17 protein-coding genes are annotated in these 20662 nt (G+C 42.3%); 6 read left to right on the top strand and 11 right to left on the bottom strand.

All coding sequences use genetic code 11. The features are described from left to right. The first annotated feature begins 60 nt into the window (after positions 1-60). Both KXQ82_RS07405 and KXQ82_RS07410 read left to right on the top strand, forming a co-directional pair. Entirely contained in the window at positions 61-1455 is a 1395-nt protein-coding gene (locus tag KXQ82_RS07405) for an arginine decarboxylase (RefSeq protein ID WP_219487549.1), read from the top strand. Positions 1456-1538: 83 nt separating this feature from the next. Continuing rightward, complete coding sequence (locus KXQ82_RS07410; protein WP_219487550.1) at positions 1539-2087, top strand: hypothetical protein; 549 nt, start codon at positions 1539-1541, stop codon at positions 2085-2087. Positions 2088-2222: 135 nt separating this feature from the next. On the opposite strand, the gene KXQ82_RS07415 is transcribed toward KXQ82_RS07410, so the two are convergent. The 4 genes from KXQ82_RS07415 to KXQ82_RS07430 form a co-directional block, all read right to left on the bottom strand. Further along, complete coding sequence (locus KXQ82_RS07415) at positions 2223-3134, bottom strand: alpha/beta hydrolase (protein WP_219487551.1); 912 nt, start codon at positions 3132-3134, stop codon at positions 2223-2225. A gap of 80 nt (positions 3135-3214) precedes the next feature. Beyond that, complete coding sequence (locus KXQ82_RS07420) at positions 3215-4438, bottom strand: multidrug effflux MFS transporter (RefSeq protein ID WP_219487552.1); 1224 nt, start codon at positions 4436-4438, stop codon at positions 3215-3217. A gap of 80 nt (positions 4439-4518) precedes the next feature. Next, positions 4519-4728 carry a cysteine-rich CWC family protein gene (locus tag KXQ82_RS07425; RefSeq protein ID WP_219487553.1) on the bottom strand — a complete coding sequence of 70 codons (210 nt, stop codon included), beginning with the start codon at positions 4726-4728 and terminating at the stop codon, positions 4519-4521. A 9-nt stretch (positions 4729-4737) separates the two neighbouring features. Further along, the gene (locus tag KXQ82_RS07430; protein ID WP_219487554.1) at positions 4738-5925 is read right to left on the bottom strand and encodes a BamA/TamA family outer membrane protein; all 1188 of its coding nucleotides are present in this window, start codon (positions 5923-5925) and stop codon (positions 4738-4740) included. Positions 5926-6168: 243 nt separating this feature from the next. Here KXQ82_RS07430 and tig point away from each other — a divergent pair, with 243 nt between their 5' ends. The 4 genes from tig to KXQ82_RS07450 all read left to right on the top strand — a co-directional run bounded on the left by tig (position 6169) and on the right by KXQ82_RS07450 (position 11008). Then, complete coding sequence (gene tig, locus KXQ82_RS07435) at positions 6169-7518, top strand: trigger factor (RefSeq protein WP_219487555.1); 1350 nt, start codon at positions 6169-6171, stop codon at positions 7516-7518. 376 nt (positions 7519-7894) lie between these two features. Continuing rightward, the gene (clpP, locus tag KXQ82_RS07440) at positions 7895-8596 is read left to right on the top strand and encodes an ATP-dependent Clp endopeptidase proteolytic subunit ClpP (protein WP_219487556.1); all 702 of its coding nucleotides are present in this window, start codon (positions 7895-7897) and stop codon (positions 8594-8596) included. Positions 8597-8771: 175 nt separating this feature from the next. Next, on the top strand, positions 8772-10010 hold the full coding sequence (gene clpX / locus KXQ82_RS07445; protein WP_219487557.1) for an ATP-dependent Clp protease ATP-binding subunit ClpX: 1239 nt from the start codon (positions 8772-8774) through the stop codon (positions 10008-10010). 137 nt (positions 10011-10147) lie between these two features. Further along, positions 10148-11008, top strand: a complete 861-nt coding sequence (locus tag KXQ82_RS07450) for an AMP nucleosidase (RefSeq protein ID WP_219487558.1) — start codon at positions 10148-10150, stop codon at positions 11006-11008. 45 nt (positions 11009-11053) lie between these two features. Here KXQ82_RS07450 and KXQ82_RS07455 read toward each other — a convergent pair whose 3' ends face one another. The 7 genes from KXQ82_RS07455 to rhaM form a co-directional block, all read right to left on the bottom strand. Continuing rightward, positions 11054-11425, bottom strand: a complete 372-nt coding sequence (locus KXQ82_RS07455; protein ID WP_219487559.1) for a helix-turn-helix domain-containing protein — start codon at positions 11423-11425, stop codon at positions 11054-11056. 70 nt (positions 11426-11495) lie between these two features. Further along, complete coding sequence (locus tag KXQ82_RS07460; RefSeq protein WP_219487560.1) at positions 11496-11987, bottom strand: hypothetical protein; 492 nt, start codon at positions 11985-11987, stop codon at positions 11496-11498. Between the two features lie 132 nt (positions 11988-12119). Then, entirely contained in the window at positions 12120-13745 is a 1626-nt protein-coding gene (locus KXQ82_RS07465; RefSeq protein ID WP_219487561.1) for an arylsulfatase, read from the bottom strand. Positions 13746-13801: 56 nt separating this feature from the next. Further along, positions 13802-17494, bottom strand: coding sequence for a DUF4450 domain-containing protein (locus KXQ82_RS07470; protein ID WP_219487562.1), 3693 nt, complete (start codon positions 17492-17494; stop codon positions 13802-13804). A 10-nt stretch (positions 17495-17504) separates the two neighbouring features. Further along, positions 17505-18887 (bottom strand): FGGY-family carbohydrate kinase, encoded by a 1383-nt coding sequence (locus KXQ82_RS07475; RefSeq protein WP_219487563.1) that lies wholly within the window; start codon positions 18885-18887, stop codon positions 17505-17507. Then, entirely contained in the window at positions 18888-20162 is a 1275-nt protein-coding gene (locus KXQ82_RS07480; RefSeq protein WP_219487564.1) for a sugar isomerase, read from the bottom strand. It lies immediately after the preceding gene. A gap of 140 nt (positions 20163-20302) precedes the next feature. Continuing rightward, positions 20303-20617 (bottom strand): L-rhamnose mutarotase, encoded by a 315-nt coding sequence (gene rhaM, locus KXQ82_RS07485; RefSeq protein WP_219487565.1) that lies wholly within the window; start codon positions 20615-20617, stop codon positions 20303-20305. Between the last annotated feature and the right edge of the window lie 45 nt (positions 20618-20662).

Consider the following 20662-nt stretch of genomic DNA (forward strand, 5'->3'; position numbering starts at 1 on the left):
ATTATTAGGATTATTTCCATTTAAAAATTACATTTTTGCGCAAATTTTATTTTATAATAAATGCAGAGTTACGAGGAATTTATTGACCTGAGCGTTGGCTTCCCCCAAGAGGGTTTTGAGGTGTATGATGATGAACTATATTTTCATGACCTTAACTTAATGGAAATGATAGAAACGTACGGTACGCCCCTACGCTTTACGTATCTGCCTATCATATCTAAAAAGATCCAGCAGGCTAAAATACTGTTCCAGCAGGCCATTATAAAAAATGACTATCGCGGAAGCTATAAATATTGCTACTGTACCAAAAGTTCGCACTTTAAGCATATTGTTGAAGAAGCCTTGAAGAACGATATTCACCTGGAAACATCGTCGGCATTTGATATGCCTATGATTGATGCTTTGGAGAAAAAAGGCTTATTGAATAAGGACATGACCGTTATTTGCAACGGCTTTAAAACCTTCCAATACAAAACCTATATTATTGATATGTTGCATGATGGTTTTAAAAACATCATCCCGGTATTGGATAATAAAGAAGAGTTTAACATTTACGATGACGAGGTGGAAATGGATACACCATGCAACCTCGGCATCCGAATAGCGGCAGAAGAACAGCCCGACTCGCAATTCTACACCTCGCGTTTGGGTATCCGTATGGAAGATATTGTAGATTTTTACTACAACAAGATAGAGAAGAACCCCAACTTTAAATTAAAGCTGCTGCACTTTTTTATTAACTCGGGCATATCAGACACGCCTTATTACTGGAACGAGCTTGAAAAATACGTTACCCTGTACTGCAAGCTTAAAAAGATAAACCCCGATTTGGATACTTTAGATATTGGCGGCGGTATGCCTTTTAAGGATTCGCTTGTATTCGATTTTGATTACGAATACATGGTGAACGAAATTGTGAGCCGTATTAAAGAGATCTGCGCGGAGCATGATGTGATAGAACCGGATATTATTACCGAATTTGGTAAATACACCGTTGCTGAAGCCTCGGGTATTATTTATAAAGTATTGGGCCGTAAACAACAAAACGACCGCGAGCGTTGGCTGATGCTGGATGGCTCGTTCATTACCAACCTGCCTGATGTTTGGGCCTTGAACCAAAAATATGTACTACTTCCCATCAACAACTGGGATGCTGAATATGAGCGTGTTAACCTTGGCGGGATAACCTGCGACGGACAGGACTACTACAACCAGGAAGCCCACATGAACAGTGTATTTATGCCAAAAACACGTAAGGTGCAATACCTGGCTTTCTTCCACACGGGGGCATACCAGGAAGTATTGAGCGGCTACGGTGGTATACACCACTGTTTATTGCCATCGCCTAAACATGTTATTATCCGCCGCAACCGCGATGAGACGTTTAACTTTGAGGTATTTGGCGAAGAGCAAAACAGTAAACAAGTATTGAAGATACTGGGCTATACCGCTTAATTGATAGCGTAGTATTTACAGGTGGTTATTAAAACATAAACAGTATCCAAAAGGTTATTATATTTGGATACACTATAACCGCTATGAAAAAACAACACGTTATTACCGGCAATGCTGATGATAAAGCCTGGCAGCAAATTGGCGACGACCTGACAAAGGATCAGAACCTGTTTGAGTATGACATTATTATCGATAAAAACCACCACAAGGTGAGTTTGGATATTGAAGTGGATATGGGCGGCGGTTTTGAAAGCGGCTACTCTACTACCATATTTTCGGCACAGCTAAACGAGCTCGACTTTAAATTTGCCGTACACGAAGAGCATTTTATTGATGAGATAGGTAAGTTTTTTGGTATAGAAGATATTGTTATCGGTTACACCGAGCTGGATAAACACCTCATCATCAAAACCAATGATGCGGATAAAATGAAATACCTGTTCAGTAACCCAAAAGCACGTGCGGTTTTCGAAAAACTGGAAAACTTCCACTTTGGTATCGTAAGCAAAAGCATTGATAACAGCAGCCTTAAAGTGCCCTACCTTGAGCTATTTATTGAAGAAGGCATTACAGACCCCGTACGTTTAAAAGAGCTTTACGAAGCCTTTTATTCCATCCTGATACATATTTAGTTTATTGGTTATTCGGTGTTAGTTTCTGTGCTACAAAGCATTAAGTAAATGCAACCCAATACGATAAATAACTTAATAAACTAAAGATAACTTAACAACCCAGTAACCTAACAACTCAATAACTCAGAAATAACTCTACTTCACCCATCCATTAGCCCGCATCCAATCCTGGCAGCGGTCAATCCAATGGCCGGTATTGGTATCGTTAATGCCAAATCCGTGGCCGCCTTTAGGGTAAATATGCATTTCGGCAGGTACACCATTTTTTAGTAAAGCAAGGTACATTACAATGCTATTTTGCACCTTAACGGTTTTATCATCGCCGGCATGTACAATAAATGTGGGTGGTGTTTGGCTGGTAACCTGGTAATTTGCCGAATACAGGCGAATCTTTTCAGGCGTAGGGTTTTCGCCCAATAAATTAACCCGCGATCCTTTGTGCATCAGGCTGTCGCTTAGATCAAGCACGGGGTAACCCAATATCATAAAGCTTGGCCGCAAATTAGTTTTTTCTTTGTTTTCGATAACAGGCATATTAAAATGCGTGCCCGCGGTCGAGGCCAGGTGCCCTCCTGCCGAAAAGCCAATAATACCCACTTTACCGGTATCTACCCCCCATTCTTTCGCACGTGTGCGTACTATTTTAATGGCAGTTTGCGCATCCTGCAGGGGGCCAATGTTTTTGTCAACCATATAGGCATCACTCGGAATCCTGTATTTTAATATGAACGCAGCCACACCCATTTTGTTAAAGGCCGCGGCTATCTTAATACCTTCATGTGTGTACGATGTAAGGGTATAACCACCACCGGGGCAAATAATTACCGCGGTTCCGTTAGCGATATCTTTTTCGGGAAGCATTATTTCGAGCGTAGGCACTGATGTTTTGGAATACCGCACATTGCCGGATTTATCAACGGTGCGTACCTCAGGATCGGGCACTGTTATAGAGTTGGGTATTTTTCCGGGGTATAGCGGTATAATAGTTTGCGCCTGCGTGGTAAATGCTGCTGCCATAATAGATAGCAATACAATGGTCCTTTTCATTTCGATGTTAAAATTGGTGCTGCAAGCTAAATATTTAAGCCCCATTCCGCAAATTTTAAACATCAAAATGCTGTTACATATTAGTGCATAACCGCGGCACCGGCTTGTGCTGATATACTTTGTTTGATATTACGCTGGCCAATAAATATTACCAAAAAAGCCATTAATGATGCGCCTGCCATTACAGCGGCCATTGGTACAATGGATATGGTTACTATCATCCCTAAAACACCTGATGTTAATGCCCCTATGCCCAACTGCATAGCCCCCATTAAGGCTGAAGCACTGCCTGCATGCTCTGCAAAGGGAGCCAGGGATAATGCCGAAGCATTTGAACTGATAAAGCCCATGGTTAGTAAAAAAATAAAAATGAACGCGATAACACCAATAAGGTCCAATAAGCCCATCAGGCTTAATATTAAAAATACAACGCCTGCAAGTACTTGCACCGTTATAGCAGCCTTAACCAATTGCGGACTTGTGTATTTGCGCAAAGCAAGGGTATTCACCTGGCTTGAGCCAATAAAAGCTACTGACAAACCTGCAAATACATAACTGAAGGTTTGTTTATCCATATCAAACACCTGCATAAAAATACCTGGTGCACCGGCAACGTAGGTAAATATCCCCGAAAAGGCAAAAGCGCCGCCTATAGCGTAGGTATAAAACTGTGGCTCTTTAAATACCAGTAAAAAATTACTGATGATAGGCCCCGGTTTTAATGACAATGAAGTATTGGGCTTGTATCCATCGGGGAGTTTAAAAATTACAGCGAGCAATATCAGCACTGCTATTAACCCCAGTGTTAAAAATACTGATTGCCATCCAAAATAGCTTGTTACTACCGTACCGGCCCAGGGCGCAAGCATCGGCGAAAGCCCGACAACCAGCATCAGCAAAGAGAATATCTTGGCATTTTCGTTTACCGGAAAAAGATCCCGTACCATGGCTACGGCGGCAACGGCTGCGGCGCAGCCACCAACAGCCTGTACAAAACGCAGGGCAATAAGCGGATTAATACCCGTTACCGACATACAGCCTACAGATGCCGCAATATAAATCACTAAACCAATATATAAAGGCTTTTTACGGCCAAAGCGGTCTAATAAAGGCCCATATAACAATTGCCCTACTGCCAGGCCTATAAAATAGCTGCTTAGCGAGAGGCCAACTTCGTTGGTGGTGGTGTGCAGGTCTTTAGCGATGAGCTTAAAACCCGGCAGGTACATATCTATTGAAAAGGGGCTCAGGGCTGTTAAAAAACCCAATATTAGTATACGGAAAAAACGTTCGCGGCTATTCATTATCTATAAAACGGGGCAATACCCGCAAGGCCGCAAAGATGAGCATTATTCGTTTCCGAATTATGAATATAATGTCACGATTACTTTATCTGCTCTGCAAACTCCTGCTGCAGTTGTAGTAAACATTTTGCGCACAGGCAGCCGTCAAATTGCTCGCTGATGTATTGCGTTTCGTTGAGATTGAGCGGAACTGTGGAGCACTGGCAGCGCGTAAATGAATTAGCCTTACACTCGAAAGTTGTACCGCAACGATCGCAACCAATAATTTCGTGTTTCGAATATCCGTTCATGTAGCCGGGCTAAAATACTTCGCCCAAATTTACAAAGAAACCGCGAGAACCTTGAGTACCAAAGCCATAATCAATACATAAGTTGGTGTTGGAGTGTTTGTTAATTTTAATACGCAGGCCGCCCCCACCCGCGGGCAATATATTCTGCAGGTCGTCGGTAATGTTTTTTGAGTAGTTGGCCGCGTTGCCAAATATTACGGCGCCAAGCAAACCGTTGCGGGTAATGCCAAAGCGGTACTCGGCTTCCAGGTATATCATGTTATTCCCTCTAAACCTATCTATGGTATAGCCACGGCCGGTATTGTTGTACATATCGGCGCCGGTACTTGGCAGATCAAGGTATGGGGGTTTGCCGCTTAGCACCATCCAATCATAACTCCATATAGCCAGAACATTGTTTGAGTTTTTGGAGAGCTTAAAGTATTTACGGATATCAAACACGGCCGATGTATAATCCACATCGCTACGCAAAAACTTGTAGTTATTTCTGAATATGAGGTTAACATACATCCCGCCAAGGGCATTTACCGGGTTATGGCGGCTGTCATATAAAAAATCAAAGTTATAGCCTGACGAGGTAGATGTTGACGGTACTACTGCTCCGGCATATTTTTCGTAATTGGTGCGCACTTTAGGTTTTGTACGGTAATTAGTTATTTCGTAGTGATAATCAAAGTTGTAGCCAATGCCCACGTAAAAGTTGCCATCAATACGCCTCAAAAAAGTTTGATAAAGCCTGAGGTAATTATACGTGATATCTTCGGCCAACTTAGCTTCATTACCTAAACCATAAGTTACATCGGGATATTTTGTGATACGGAAATCGGATACGAATTTGTAGTTATCATGGTCGGCCCAGATATTGGCCTGTGCGAAAAGCGTTTTCTGATTGTTTGAATCAAAAAAAGCCTGCGCATTAATTACAGATGTATTGAGGCTATGATCGGGCTGGGTGTAAAAAGTAGTTACGCTGCTTAAGCCGGCTGCAAAACCTGTAGAAAGCGTATAGCCCAATGTTGGGATAATAGAAACGTATACTTTATGGGGTTTTACGCGTTCGTTGGGATCTTTTACTTTATCAAATATGCCGTGTAGTACATCGATCACATCGCGCTGAGTAGAATCGGGAGGAGTTTGCTGAGCAAATGCACAGTGGTGCAATAAAAACATACAAAGCAGCGATGTGCAAATACGCATATTGAAATATGATAAGTTAATTAGGGTATTACTTAACAAACTAAGTTTGGTAACATGAATTTTATATGAAATTCAATATAACAAACCTGTTACATAGTTAAGACTTTGTACTTGCGGAATGGTTTAGTTGTTTCAAAAAAATTGAACAATGCCTAAACTGTTACTTCAATTAAGATTAGGCATTTAAAAAAAATTTATACCTTTGCACCCTTTAATTTGTATAACACCATTTAGTACAACATAATGAATATCACACAGGAAAAAATTGATAAACTAAATTCAACTATTAACATTAAAATTCAGCCTGAAGATTATACCCCACAGGTTGAAAAAGCCATAAAAGAGAATGCCAAAAAAGCTAAGATAGCGGGTTTCCGCCCGGGCATGGTACCTCCGGCTCATATCAAAAAAATGTATGGTAAAAGCATTTTGGTTGATACCATCAATACCCTGCTGAGCGATACATTAAATAACTACATCAGCGAAAATAAAATTGAGGTTTTGGGCCAGCCCCTTCCTAAAATTGATGAAACAACAAACTTTAACTGGGATTTTACCGAAAACTTTGAGTTTAACTACGAAGTTGGTTTGGCACCGGAGTTTGAAGTTAACTTTTCGGCTGCCGATAAGTTAACCCAATACGAAATTAAAGTTGATGACGAAACGTTAGCCGCGCGTATCAAAAACATCCGCCGCAGCTATGGTAAAATGACAAACCCTGACGTATCGGCAGATGACGATGTACTTTACAGCGAATTGAAACAACTTTCGCCGGATGGTTCTGTTTTTGAGGATGGAATAAGCAATACAACATCAGTTCGTTTAGACCAGGTAAAAGACGAGAAAATAAAAAAATCGTTGATCGGGTTGAAAAAAGAAGATGTTATCGTTTTTGATATTCAGAAAGCGTTTAATAACGATGCTGCTAAAGTTGCCGGTTTATTAAATATTGAAGAAGATGAAGCTGCCGATTTGAAATCGAAATTTCAGTTAACAGTTAAAAACGTAAACCGCCTGGAAGAAAGCGATTTGAACCAGGAGTTCTTTGACAAATTATTTGGAGCAGGTGCCGTAACCACCGAAGAAGAATTTACAGCTAAAATTAAAGAGGAAGTTGAAGGAATGAGCACGCAAGACAGCGAACGCAAATTGCAAAACGACCTTTACAATTACGCTTTAGATAAAATTCAGTTTGAGTTGCCTGATGAGTTTTTAAAACGTTGGTTAAAAGCCACCAACGAAAAACTGACAGACGAAGAATTGGATAAAGATTACGATGCGTTTGCAAAAAACCTGAAATGGACTTTAATTGAGAACAAAGTAATTAAAGACAACAAACTCGAAATTAAATACGAGGAGGTTTTTGAATTAGCCAAACAACGTTTAGATGCCCAGTTCAGGATGTACAGCCCGCAGCCATTAGCAGAAGAGCAATTGGCCCAGTACACTGTACAATACCTGCAAAACAAAGAGAACGGCAACAAAATTTTTGAAGAGGTTAAAGCCATTAAAACTTTAGACTTTTTAAAAACCGTTGTTACACTTGACAAAAAAGCGATAAACCACGACGAGTTCAGCAAGTTACCGGCATAAGGTAACCATCAATAATATGATTGAAAATGCCGGGCTGTTTAGTCCGGCATTTTTTGTTTCTGTCCTGGTCATTGGGGCATTGTGTCATTAAGTCATTGGATGCTAAAGATTGAAATAAGGGTTGAACTGTTTCTTACTTTATCCCCCCTTCTCAAACTATGTCATTGCGAGGCACGAAGCGATCACTGAGAAAGTTTCGCGGACAATGCATGATGATCACTTTTCTCAGTGATTGCTACGCTTTGCCCGCAATGACATGATGGTATTGAAAATTGACCCTATACCCACAATTAAATAAATTAAAAAATTTTAATTTGCTATAATAATTTACCGCCAAGTACTATATATTAGCAGCTGGCCTAATCCAATAAATAACATGAATATTGACAAAAACGAATTTCGCAAATATGCTGTAAAGCATCATAGAATAAACAGCTTAGCTGTAGATGGTTTTATCTCTCGTATTGATAACAGCCGCATACCAACAGGATATACTACGCCAAATGTTATTGAAGAACGCCAATTAAACGGTAGCGTGATCGACGTATTCTCGCGTTTGATGATGGACCGTATCATCTTTTTAGGTGATGCTATTTATGACGTTAACGCCAATATCATCCAGGCACAATTACTATTCCTGCAATCTGCAGATAGCAAACGTGATATCCAGATCTATATCAACTCGCCGGGTGGTTCGGTTTATGCCGGTTTAGGTATATACGATACCATGCAGTTTATCAGCAATGATGTTGCTACTATTTGTACCGGTATGGCTGCTTCAATGGGCGCCGTATTGCTTTGCGCAGGTACTGCAGGCAAACGTGCTGCTTTACCACACTCACGTGTGATGATCCACCAGCCATCGGGCGGTGCTCAAGGTCAGGCTTCAGATATCGAGATATCTTACCGGGAGATCACCAAACTAAAAAAAGAACTATACGAGATCATTGCTGAACACAGCGGTGCACCCTATGAAAAAGTTTGGGATGCATCAGACCGTGATTACTGGATGACATCTGAAGAGGCTAAAGAATTTGGTATGGTTGACGAAGTTTTGCGCGGCTCAACCAAAAAATAATTTAACTTGTATTTTTAAAATGGAAGATGCGGATGATCTGTATCTTCCATTTTTGTTATATGTTTTACATTAAGTTAAACATTATCATACAGTTAAATGTAGTACGGGTGTAACCTATTCATAATAAAAAGCATCTTTAATAAAAAAATCGTATTTTTGATACAAATTAACTGTGATGAATAAAAACAGTAAAGACATAAAATGCTCGTTTTGCGGAGCCGGAAAGCAAGATTCCTTAATGCTGATTGCCGGTTTAGATGCGCATATTTGTGATAAATGTGTAAACCAGGCCAACGAAATATTAGCCGAAGAACTTAAAGTTCGTAAGGTTAAAAACCCCGGCCAGGCTGCCGCAATTTTAAAACCACAAGAACTAAAAACACACCTTGACCAGTATGTTATCGGCCAGGATGATGCCAAAAAAGTATTAGCCGTAGCCGTATACAATCACTACAAACGCTTAAATCAAAAAGTTGATAAGGACGAAGTAGAGATAGAAAAATCGAACATCATTATGGTGGGCGAAACCGGTACAGGTAAAACCTTATTGGCTAAAACTATTGCTAAAGTATTGAACGTTCCGTTCTGTATTTGCGATGCTACCGTATTAACCGAAGCCGGTTATGTTGGCGAGGATGTTGAAAGTATATTAACCCGACTGCTGCAAGCTGCTGATTATGATGTAAGTACAGCCGAGCGCGGTATTGTATATATTGATGAGGTAGATAAAATTGCCCGTAAAAGCGATAACCCGTCAATCACCCGCGATGTATCTGGCGAAGGTGTGCAACAGGCCTTGTTAAAGATTTTGGAAGGCACTATGGTTAACGTACCACCACAAGGTGGCCGTAAACATCCCGACCAGAAAATGATCACGGTAAATACCAGCAACATCTTGTTTATTTGCGGTGGCGCTTTTGATGGCATCGAAAAAAAGATAGCTAATCGTTTACGCACTCAAACTGTGGGTTACAAATTTAAAAGTGAAGATCATGATATTGATGTGAAGAATATATATAAATATATTACTCCACAGGATCTGAAATCATTTGGTTTAATACCTGAGTTGATAGGCCGATTACCGGTGCTTACGTATTTAAATCCTTTAGACAGAGAGGCGTTGCGCAACATACTAACCGAGCCTAAAAACTCGCTGTTAAAGCAGTACACCAAATTGTTTGAATATGAAGGCATTAAATTAAACTTTGAGCCCGATACTTTAGAGTTTATTGTAGATAAAGCAATGGAATTTAAATTAGGTGCACGTGGCCTCCGCTCGATATGCGAAGCCATTATGATAGATGCCATGTTTGAGTTCCCATCTAAAAAAGATGTAAAGAGCCTTACAGTAACTTTGGATTACGCTTTGGAGAAGTTTGATAAATCTGATCTGAAAAAATTAAAAGTAGCTTAACAGCTAAAAGCCGAAAGCATGAAGCTGAAAGCAACATAGATACAAAAAAGAGCTCCGGTGTATGTCGGGGCTTTTTTGTAACATATAATATTCGTTGGCAGGTATTCTCCTAAGCCAGCAAACCTAAATACAATACAATGAACGAAGAAAAAGACGTTAAGAAAGCCGCCGCCGCCAACCCAGCCAAGAGTGTTAAAGAAGTACATACACCCGTTAAATCGGGATTAAAAACCAAAGAAGCAATTGTAGCCAACTGGTTGCCACGTTATACCGGCAGGCCATTGGAAGATTTTGGTGATTATATTATACTTACCAATTTCTCCAAATACCTGTCCATGTTTTCGGAGTGGCATGATAATGCGCCTATAATGGGTTTGGATAAGCCTATGCAAAGCGTATCTGCAGATGGTATTACCATTATCAACTTCGGCATGGGTAGTGCCCTTGCGGCAACAGTAATGGATCTGCTTACCGCGATACACCCAAAAGCAGCTATATTTTTAGGCAAATGTGGTGGTTTGAAAAAGAAGAACAACGTGGGTGACCTGATACTACCTATTGCCGCAATACGTGGCGAAGGTACATCTAACGATTACATGCCTGCCGAGGTACCCGCCCTGCCATCATTCGCATTGCAAAAGGCGATATCAACAACTATACGTGATCATGGCCGTGATTACTGGACAGGTACCTGCTATACCACCAACCGCCGTGTTTGGGAGCATGATAAGGAGTTTAAAAAATACCTTAAAACCTTACGCGCTATGGCCATTGATATGGAAACGGCAACCATATTCACTACCGGCTTCGCTAACAAGATCCCTACGGGTGCAATCCTTTTAGTGTCAGATCAGCCAATGATCCCGGAAGGTGTAAAAACTGCCGAAAGTGATTCGAAGGTTACTGAGCAATATGTAGAAACACACTTGCGTGTAGGAATAGACTCGCTAAAGCAATTGATAAACAATGGCTTGACAGTAAAACACCTGAAATTTTAAGCCCCCTAACCCCCTGAAGGGGGAACGAAATATAAAGAAGCCCTACTATTCCCACTTCAGGGGGTTAGGGGGCTCTGCCTTTAAGCGATTCATTATCACTTCAAATTCCTTTTCGTAATGCTTCATGCGGGCATGCAGTAACTCAACTTCAGTACGGAGCAGTTGTATTTCGGTTACCAGCTTAGGGCTGTCTGTACCGTCAAACTTTTTTTCACCTGTACCCAGGATCACCCATTCGGGCGAGTAACCCAATTGATGACAAACACCTGTTATCACGGTAAAGTTAACCTCCCTATCACCCGATAGCATCAAACTCACTAAAGATTGTGATATGCCGCAGGCTTTGGCAAACTTAACCTGTCCGCCGCAGGCCTTAATTATAATTCGTAAGCGTTTTATGAGTTGAGCGTCTGACATGTAAAACAGGTTGTATTTGCTTTCAGGCAAAATAAATGCAATAATAACAATTTTTAACGGAATGTTTTTACTATTGATCCGTAGCCTGGAGCACCCTGGTGAGGCCCTTATCTAACGTAAAAACAGACCTACCCTGAACTATCCGCCCCGCTTCTTTTTTATTATAAGTATGCGCAATGGTCCAACCATCCTGTACACCTTTATATGTGTCCCTGTCGGCCGTTACCTGGTTATTAACTGCTTCCAATACCTTTACTATTGAGTCTGTTTTGCTTTTTTGATAAATCGCCTTTTTACTGCCACCATACATCAAAGCTGATAAGCTGTCCCTTGTTTTTTCAAGCTTTTGCCGTTTATCATCCAAAGTTTTATAACCGTTAGTTTGCTCATAAGGATGATAATGAGGCTTTAAACTTTCATAAGTTAAGGGTTTATATTCATCGGGCGAGAAAAAGTTATTATTGCAATAGGCCTCCACCAATTCATGAGCTTTCTCATCATTCGGTTTATTGCATGCAACAAAAACAAAAAGTAATAGAAATAGCGGGGTTATTCTATTCATAGTTTTAGGTTAACAGGTTATACTAATATAGGTACAACACTGTTACCTTTTGCTATTTCATTAAAATAATACCGGTAAACACAGGTTAATTTACAATTATCGTAATATACTAATAAATTAATACTTACAACATTAAAATTCTTCTCCCTTTCGTTTTTCTAATTTTTCGAAAGGTATTACACCCGCATGTTCTGCCCAGGCGTTGTACATATCTGTCAGTGCCTTTACCTTTTCGGGATATTTTGCACTCAGGTCGGTTAATTCTGCGCGATCGGTGCTGATGTTGTACAGTTCCCATTTATTTTCAGGCCTTTGCGATACCAATTTCCAATCGCCCTGCCTAACAGCCCTGTTACCCTCGTGTTCAAAAAACAAGGCGTTATGGCCTGTCCATTTATGGCCTTCCAACAATGGAGCTATGCTCATCCCTTCAGTTGGTAAAATGGTATTGCCATTATAAGTTTTGGGATATGGCACACGTGCAAAATCCAAACAGGTGGCCATCAAATCAATAATATGTGCAGGTTGCTTAGATATGCTTCCTGCTTTTACCACACCCGGATAATTAGCGATAAATGGCGTAGCTGTGCCGCCCTCATACTCCCAATGCTTAAATAAGCGGAAAGGCGTATTGCTCACATTAGCGCCCCAGTACTCATACGCGGTAAATGATGTCGGGTCGCTGGCTGGTTTGTTGTTGGCGGCCAGTACTTCAGGTGTAAAACCGGGGCCTTTTATACTCTCATTGCTGGCTCCATTGTCTGATAAGAACATGATCACCGTATTTTTATCCTGGTGCTGCTTTTTCAACTCTGCACGTATGCGGCCAATGTTCTGATCCATCCTGTCTATCATGGCAGCATAAACGGCCATTTTGGTATCCCAGCGATCTTTTTCTTCGGCGGTCAGGCTATCCCATTCCGGCACATTTTTATCCCTTGGCGATAGTTGCGCATCCTGCGGTAAAATGCCGGCAGCTTTTTGACGGGCAAAGCGTTCGGCACGTAATATGTCCCAGCCTTTCATATACTTTCCCTTGTATTTGGCAATATCTTCGGGCAAAGCCTGCACCGGCCAGTGCGGACTGGTAAAGGCCATGTACAAAAAGAAAGGCTTATTGCTGGTTTTGTTGCCATCAATAAACTTCACCGCGTAATCAGCATAGGCATTGGTAGAGTACCAGTTTGGGCCCGGTGTATACTCTTTATCATCCAATGCTATGGTCAGTTTTTGATTTGGGCGATAAGGCATGGTCGGTGTAAAATAGCTACTTGCACCGTCTATCAAACCAAAATAATGGTCGAACCCACGCTTGGTAGGCCAATGCTCGGGTGCCTGGCCAATATGCCATTTACCCGCCATATAAGTATTGTAGCCACCTTGTTTCAAAGCCTCGGCAATAGTTACGCAGTTTTGGTTCAGATAGCCCTGGTAAGCAGGCTGTGTGCGGGTATTCACCATATCGCCAACGCCTGCCTGATGCTGGTACAAGCCCGTCATCAGCGAAGCCCGTGTTGGGCAGCAGCGCGATGCATTGTAAAATTGCGTAAGCTTGGTACCCGTTTTAGCCAGCTCATCCAAATTAGGTGTTAAAGTTTCTGAGCCAAAGCAACCAATATCCGAGTACCCCATATCATCAGCCAGAATGAGAATGATATTAGGACGTTTTTTGGTAGTAACTGTTTTTTTCTTGGTTTGTGCCGATGCGACATACCCCAAAAGGAATACGCCTGCAAATACAAGGCTGATCTTTTTCATAGTATTCTGTATTAACCATAACAATGGGTTAAATCCATCATTATAGCATTATTAAATTATTCTCGTACCAACGTCACTCCCATTAAACCGATCACCACATCATTGGCAACAGCTTTTACCTGCAGGTTTTTAAGCTCCTTGGCGGGATTCAATGGCAGATCGAGTATCGTACCAGCACCGCCATCAATACCGCGTGTAGCAAAGCCTTTTATACCTTTAAAGTTATTCCATTCCAGGGCAGCGATGCCGCTCTTCAGGTACACCCGTATCGGCCTCGCAGCATTCAGTTGGAAGGCGTAGCCATCCTCCTCATAATCCTGCTCTATCGGCCACCAGGTTTGCGGGTTCTTTAGTTCCAGCACATCGCTGGTACCATCAGTATAGTTCACCACCACCTCACCATTGGTAATGCGACTTTGCATCGGGTTGGTAGAACCTGCCATCATGAAGTACGCATGCGACGCCTTCCCCGACAAAGGTACCTCCACCTGTTTAGGATAATTATCCCAGTTTGATGTAAACAGGATGTTCTTCTCTCCCATTTTACCCGGCGTAGCGAACTTCAAGCCCTGCGGTGTTACAAACTCGTTTTTATCACCCGCGGCTTTGCGCAGCCCCGAATCATCAATATTGGCATCCACCAACGGATAACACCAGTTACCTATCCCCTGCCATGGCAGTTGCAGTGTTGGCGATTGCGGCCTTGGCGACAGGTATTTGTTTTTGAAGATATTGGTTACCTGGTCGTTAAAGTATGGGGTAAGATTGATAGTTTCTTGATTTTGAGGTGCTTTTTGGATGTTCCAGTTGGTGATAGTGGTTTGGTAAGATTCATTGTCATATTCTATGCGTACAGTATTACTTCCTTTTATAATATTAGAAAGGGGAACACTGATATTTCTTGATAAACTATCTTTCTTAAAATCAACGCCAACGTTGTATCGATTTATTCCGCTATTTACAATCACTTTACATTGATAGCAACCAACTTTAAATACTAACTTATTTGATAACTGTTTATTCGTTGCGGCGACAATATCATCAGGGTCAATACTGGTTGTCATTGGTGCCCACCAAATAAATTCACCCTGCTTTAACTTTAAGAATGTTGTGTGGACACCATTTCCTAAGTTACTCTTTTCAACTCCTTGCGGGTCGTATTTATCCACGAGTTTGGAATATTCAGTCATATAAATTATTCCTTTGTCGCCAATAGCTCTACCCGGCTGATCAAAAGTTCCCGCTGTTTCAAAATCCTCGTAAGTAATTAGTATCTCATAACGAGGCCTAATGTCGGCTTTGATCTGTAAAACAGGGCCGTCAATGGCATTTTCAACATTTTTCCATTGTACTTTTTGACCATTTACGGTGACTTCTTTTACATGAGGAGCCATTGCTGTTACTTCAAAAACCAAATTCATTGGTTTTGAAAAGGCAGGGACTATGATGTAGCTCTCAGTTATTGTTTGGTCTTTGGGAAGCCCGGTCATTTTCGATATTCTCTTAAAATCAAATTGCACATCAGGCGTATGCAACGATGCATGATCCCACTTCCCCGGCAATCCTGGTTTAATGGTCAGCGTTCTTGCCAAAGCATCGGGATGTATACCGAATAAACCCTCCACCAGCGAGCGGCCGGCCATACCTATCGGGTCGGCAAAATCACGGTACAATTCACCACGGGTGGAGTCATAGAAAGATAACTGGTCAAAATTACCGGGACTGCTTTCCAGGTATTGGGAATTTAACAACGAACCTTTCCAAAGCTTGAAAGCCTCTTCTGCCCTGCCGCCCTGCCAGTATGCTAAAGCGGTATGCAATTCTTCGGCAAGGGCTACGTTATTCAGGCTCCAGTCATATGGCATCCAGTTGGTGGTGCTCAGGGTGTACAAGCCCGGTTCAACGCCTTTGGCTATAATGGGGATATGCGGTATCTGCGTATCCACATAGCGTAGTTCCTGGTACGCCTGGAAATTATCAGCGATGCCTTCGTCAATCGCATGGTACACCGTCCATAAAGCTGCACTTGGATGTAACAAGCGGTTACCTAACAAGTCCTGATATTCGGCGTATTGGCCGGTTTGCGGCATCCACAGGGTTTTGTTGATAGCCGTAAGAATATGCTCTGCTTCTTTTTGATATGGTGTCGGATCCTCGCCTATCAGTTTGGCTAAGCGGGCCGCATCCTTGTTGGCGCGGTAATTATAGGCCGATGAATGTGTTACACCGCCACCGCTATATTGCAGCGCGTCGCTGGCCCAAATGGCGCAATAGGCATCGTAAAGCCCGTCGCCATCGGCATCAAAGTTACGTTTTTCCCAAGCAAGTGAACGGGTAATAACGGGCCACATTTTTTTCACATAGTCCAAATCGCCTGTCCAGTTAAAATGGTTCAGCAACTCATCAATCGTCACCAGGTTCATATCATAATGATGCGCTATTTTATTGTTGTTGGGATTGCGGCTGATATACCCATCGCTGAACATGGCATTACCCATTTTCTCCTGCGACCGTGCCAAATGCAATGCGGTATCAGCTACAACACGGCCCGGTGGCAACGTGGTTTGCGAAGCTGCGTAGGCATCAAAGTGCGAGCGTGCCCTGTCGTGCCAACCCAGCACATCGGCTACATACGGGCCTCTCCAGGCATTCAGACGCATGCGCCAGGCAATAGCGCCATGCATATACGATGGCGACTCCCATATCGCGTCTGCGGCAATGGATAAGGTACCACCCAAGGTGTTGATGTATGGATCGGGGGTATTGACAACTATGCGGTTGGCTATTTTTTGCCTTGCCACTTCCGCAGCAGCGAAAAGCCTTGGCAATTCGGCATAAGGCACAATACTTTTTTGTTCCGGACTCTGGATAAGAAAATACTGTGGTTTTAAATTGGCAACAGCGATCTTACCGGTAACCATAGGCGATGATGCCGATTTCGAATCAAAAGCTGTTAAAGGTGTATTCAATTGTGTTGCATCGCCAACCCGCAGTTCGCTCCCTGTCGGGAAAGTTCCGTTCAATACCTTTTTATCGGTAATATCAACGGTATTGGTAGCAGTTCCCGGTTGCTTAATTTCGTAACGATCAGCCTCGCTGATAGCTTTGCCGGTATAGTTGAGGTAAAAACTGTTATTATTGATCTGTATCGCATTACCCGCGCAATACTCGGGTTTTAAATAGAATGATGATTCCGGGTCGGCCCCAAGATCGCCGTCCCTGCTAAATTTCTTTCCTGTAACGCCGCCAAATGCCCAATACAGGGTTACTGGTGCGATTACGTTGTTCAGTTCTGTTTTAATAATAACACTTTCGGTTTCGGCGCCTGCCAACACAGTGACGGTCAATGTGCCTTTACCCAGCAGTTCGTCATGAATGGTATAGATCATTGATCCCGCACGGTACCTTGCCTCAATATTCTTCGCTTCTATGAGCCACTTTGAGCTTGAACCTGAACCCAGTCCAAAATGCAAATTACCGCCCATCCCCGGAAGGTAAAGCGCAAACTCAGGCAAATCTCCTGTTTCTACCCTAAAAGCTGTATTTGTACCGTAAATAGCGCGGTTGAAACGGTGTTTACCGTTCACAATAAAGATATCCTGCCCATCGGGATGATAATTAAGGACACGTTCTTTATTATGCCATAATTTGGGTGCTCCCGAATTATCCTGCGCGTTTACAATAGCGTCCGAAAACAAAAAAAGGGCGCATATCAATAATACGGCCCTCTTAGTACTCAATTTATTCATATAATGAATGTTATGCTTCCATAATAGGTAAAGCAAAGTATTTTAATTCGATCATATCGCCCGGTATTGTTTTGGTGTTCCATTGTTTATGGATAGACAATGCCGCGCCAATAGCCGTAGCTTGCGCAACCGAAGCTGCATATACTTCGAAATGCGGGAACGCTGCTGCCAGTAAGTTCATGTAAACCACGTTCTTACCAAAACCACCATCAACAAATATACGTTTAACGCCAGTATCCTGTATGATCAGGTTTGTTGACGCTTCCTGCTGGCTCATGATATCCATCAATAAGCAATGGTAAGCTTCTTCGTACGATGTAAAATCGGTCAGGTCGCGGGTACCAAATTGCGATTCCTGCATCAGCATATCGGCATCGCCAACCTTAGCGCGCACATTGGTGCTTGAGCTTACCAAAGCGGCATCATACTTCACATTTTTAAAATGATCTAAAGGTTTGCCGAAGAACTTTGCCAAACGTTTGGTTTGTATCTCGTGCTCGTTACCGGCAAACAGGCGCGATGCTTTTACCGGGCGGCCATGGTATTCCATGTAGCACAAACAATCTTTATGCAACTCATCAACTGTGAGCGGGTTGTTATTGAACGGATTTAAGCTGATACACCAGGTACCTGTAGAGATCAGGATAAACGGCTCGGAAAAACTTGCCAGGTAAGGTATCAAAGCCGATGAGCTATCATGAAGACCTGAGCCTACCTGATACTCATGCCCTTTAATAACAACCGGCATGGCAGTATCCGATGGGGATATTGGTGCCAGTATCTTATCAATACCTTCTTTATACACCCAATCGTGATAATCGTTCTTCACAAAATCCCACAGCTGGGTATGGCAGCCAATACTGGTAATATCTGAGTAAAATTCGCCTGTAACCAAATGGTTAAGGTACTGCGGCAAATGCAATGAGTACTTGATCTGCTTGAACAATTCAGGCTTACGTTGCTTGATGCGGTACAATTGCATGCCTGAGTTTAAGTTACCCAATACCGGAGAGGCAGTCTCGCGTGAGATAACCGACTCGCCATTGTATTTAGCGTAAAACTCAGCTTTTAAATCTTCAGGATAATCCTTCAGATAATTGCATAAAGGCGCCACAACTGTATCATCATGCCCAATGTGTACAAAACTGGCCCCATAGGTAGAAAAATTGATGGCCTTAACTTCAAATCGTTTTGATTTCAATATTTCGGCGAGCGATTTTTTAACCCAGTTGGTCAGCAGGTTCACATCTTCGCAGGGGTCGCCGTCATCGTCCATTGTCTCGGCAAAGTTGACGGTATTTTCTTGTACAATTTTATAATACTCGTCTATCAGGAAGAACTTTTTATTGGTCTTCCCGATATCGAATATAGCTATAACCGGAACAGTATTCATTTATAACCCCGTAGCAACGGTTTTAGCACCGCGTTCTTTGATCAGATTTTCTCTCACTTTTAACTCACGATAAGCGCCTATCGGATCGATAGCGCCACCTGCACGCAGGCTTGCTTCAGATACCAAAGCACGAACATCGGTACGGTAAGCGGCCTGTAATATCTCTTGTGCTTTAGCTACATCGTTAGCAGCTTGTGCAGCTTGCAAAGCAGCCTTATCAACTATTAATGCCTGCGCGTAAGCCAATTGAATAGCCTGTACAGATTGCAGTAAATCTTCGATAGGATCTTTCAGATTATGCGATGCATCGATCATCCAACCCAAGTCTGTAGCATGGTTCATGCCGCGGGCATCCATACCTTCAACCAGTTCGTTAAAGATCAGGAACAATTGGTAAGGGTTGATACAACCTACAGTTAAGTCATCATCACCATATTTCGAATCGTTAAAGTGGAAACCTGCTAAACGGCCTTCCATTAATAATAACGACACAATTTGCTCAATGTTGGCATTTGGCAAGTGGTGACCTAAATCAACCAAAGTATAAGCTTTAGGACCTAATTTGGTTACATATAATAACGACTGCCCCCAATCGGCAACGGTAGTTGAGTAAAAGTTTGGCTCGTAACATTTGTACTCCAGGTACAATTTCCAATCATCCGGAAGGGCAGCGTAAATTTGTTTTAAGCTATCCAAAGTACGCTCAAAAGCGCCGCGGAAGTTTAACTGGCCCGGGAAGCTTGAACCATCAGCCAACCAAACGGTCAGTGATTTTGAACCCAAGGCAACACCTTGTTTAATTACTTCGATGTTGTGTGCGATAGCTTGGTCGCGAACAGCTTTATCAACGTGCTGTAACGAACCGAATTTATAACTTTCAGGGGCATCAGCCTGATCCTGGAAAGTGTTAGAGTTCATGGCATCAAACACTAAACCGTGTTGGGCGGCTAAAGTTTTGATAGCCTGTGCGTTTTGTGGGATATCCCAGGGAATATGCAATGATATGGCACCGCTTGATTGGTTTAAAGCGTGGATAACACCAACATCTTCAATTTTTTCCTCCAGGCTACGTGGCTCGCCACCACCCGAAAAACGGCCGAAACGTGTACCACCGGTACCCAAAGCCCAGCTTGGTATTGCTACCTGGAAAGCTTGCAGTTTTGTTAAAACGTCTTCAACATTTTTTACATCGGCTTTAACAAATTCAAGCCTGCGTTTGTGGTCGGCTAAAGCGGCATTATTAAGCTCGCTTACTTTATACTTCTCTACTTGCATTGTATTTAGATTTTTGAGAAGAGAATCAAGAGTTAAGAATCAAGAGCCGAGACGACTATTAACTATTATTTCTTTATTCTGTTCCCGTGTGTGTTATTGGTTTTTCTCTTGGTTCTTGATTCTAACTTCTTGCTTCTGTTTTACGGCATATAAAACACCTCTTGCAAAGGCACGCTTACCGGCGAATTATCAGGATTGCTCTCCATAATATCACCCATGTAGGCCCACCATTTTTGCATTACGGCATGGCTTGGCAAGTTATCCAATTCCTTGGCATCTTCCGCCTTTAATACCCCGAACAACGAGTTGGTTTCCTCATCCAAAAATATGGAGTACTCACTGATACCGGTATCTTTCAATAACGCTACCAACTCCGGCCATATTTCATCGTGCCGTTTTTTATATTCCTCCTTTAAGCCGGGGAATAATTTCATTTTAAAGGCTACTCGGTTCATAGTCTATAGTCTTGAGTCCTAAGTCTTGAATCTTAAGTTAAAAGT

Source organism: Mucilaginibacter rivuli, assembly GCF_019391655.1.
In the GTDB taxonomy this organism is placed as follows: Bacteria; Bacteroidota; Bacteroidia; order Sphingobacteriales; family Sphingobacteriaceae; genus Mucilaginibacter; species Mucilaginibacter rivuli.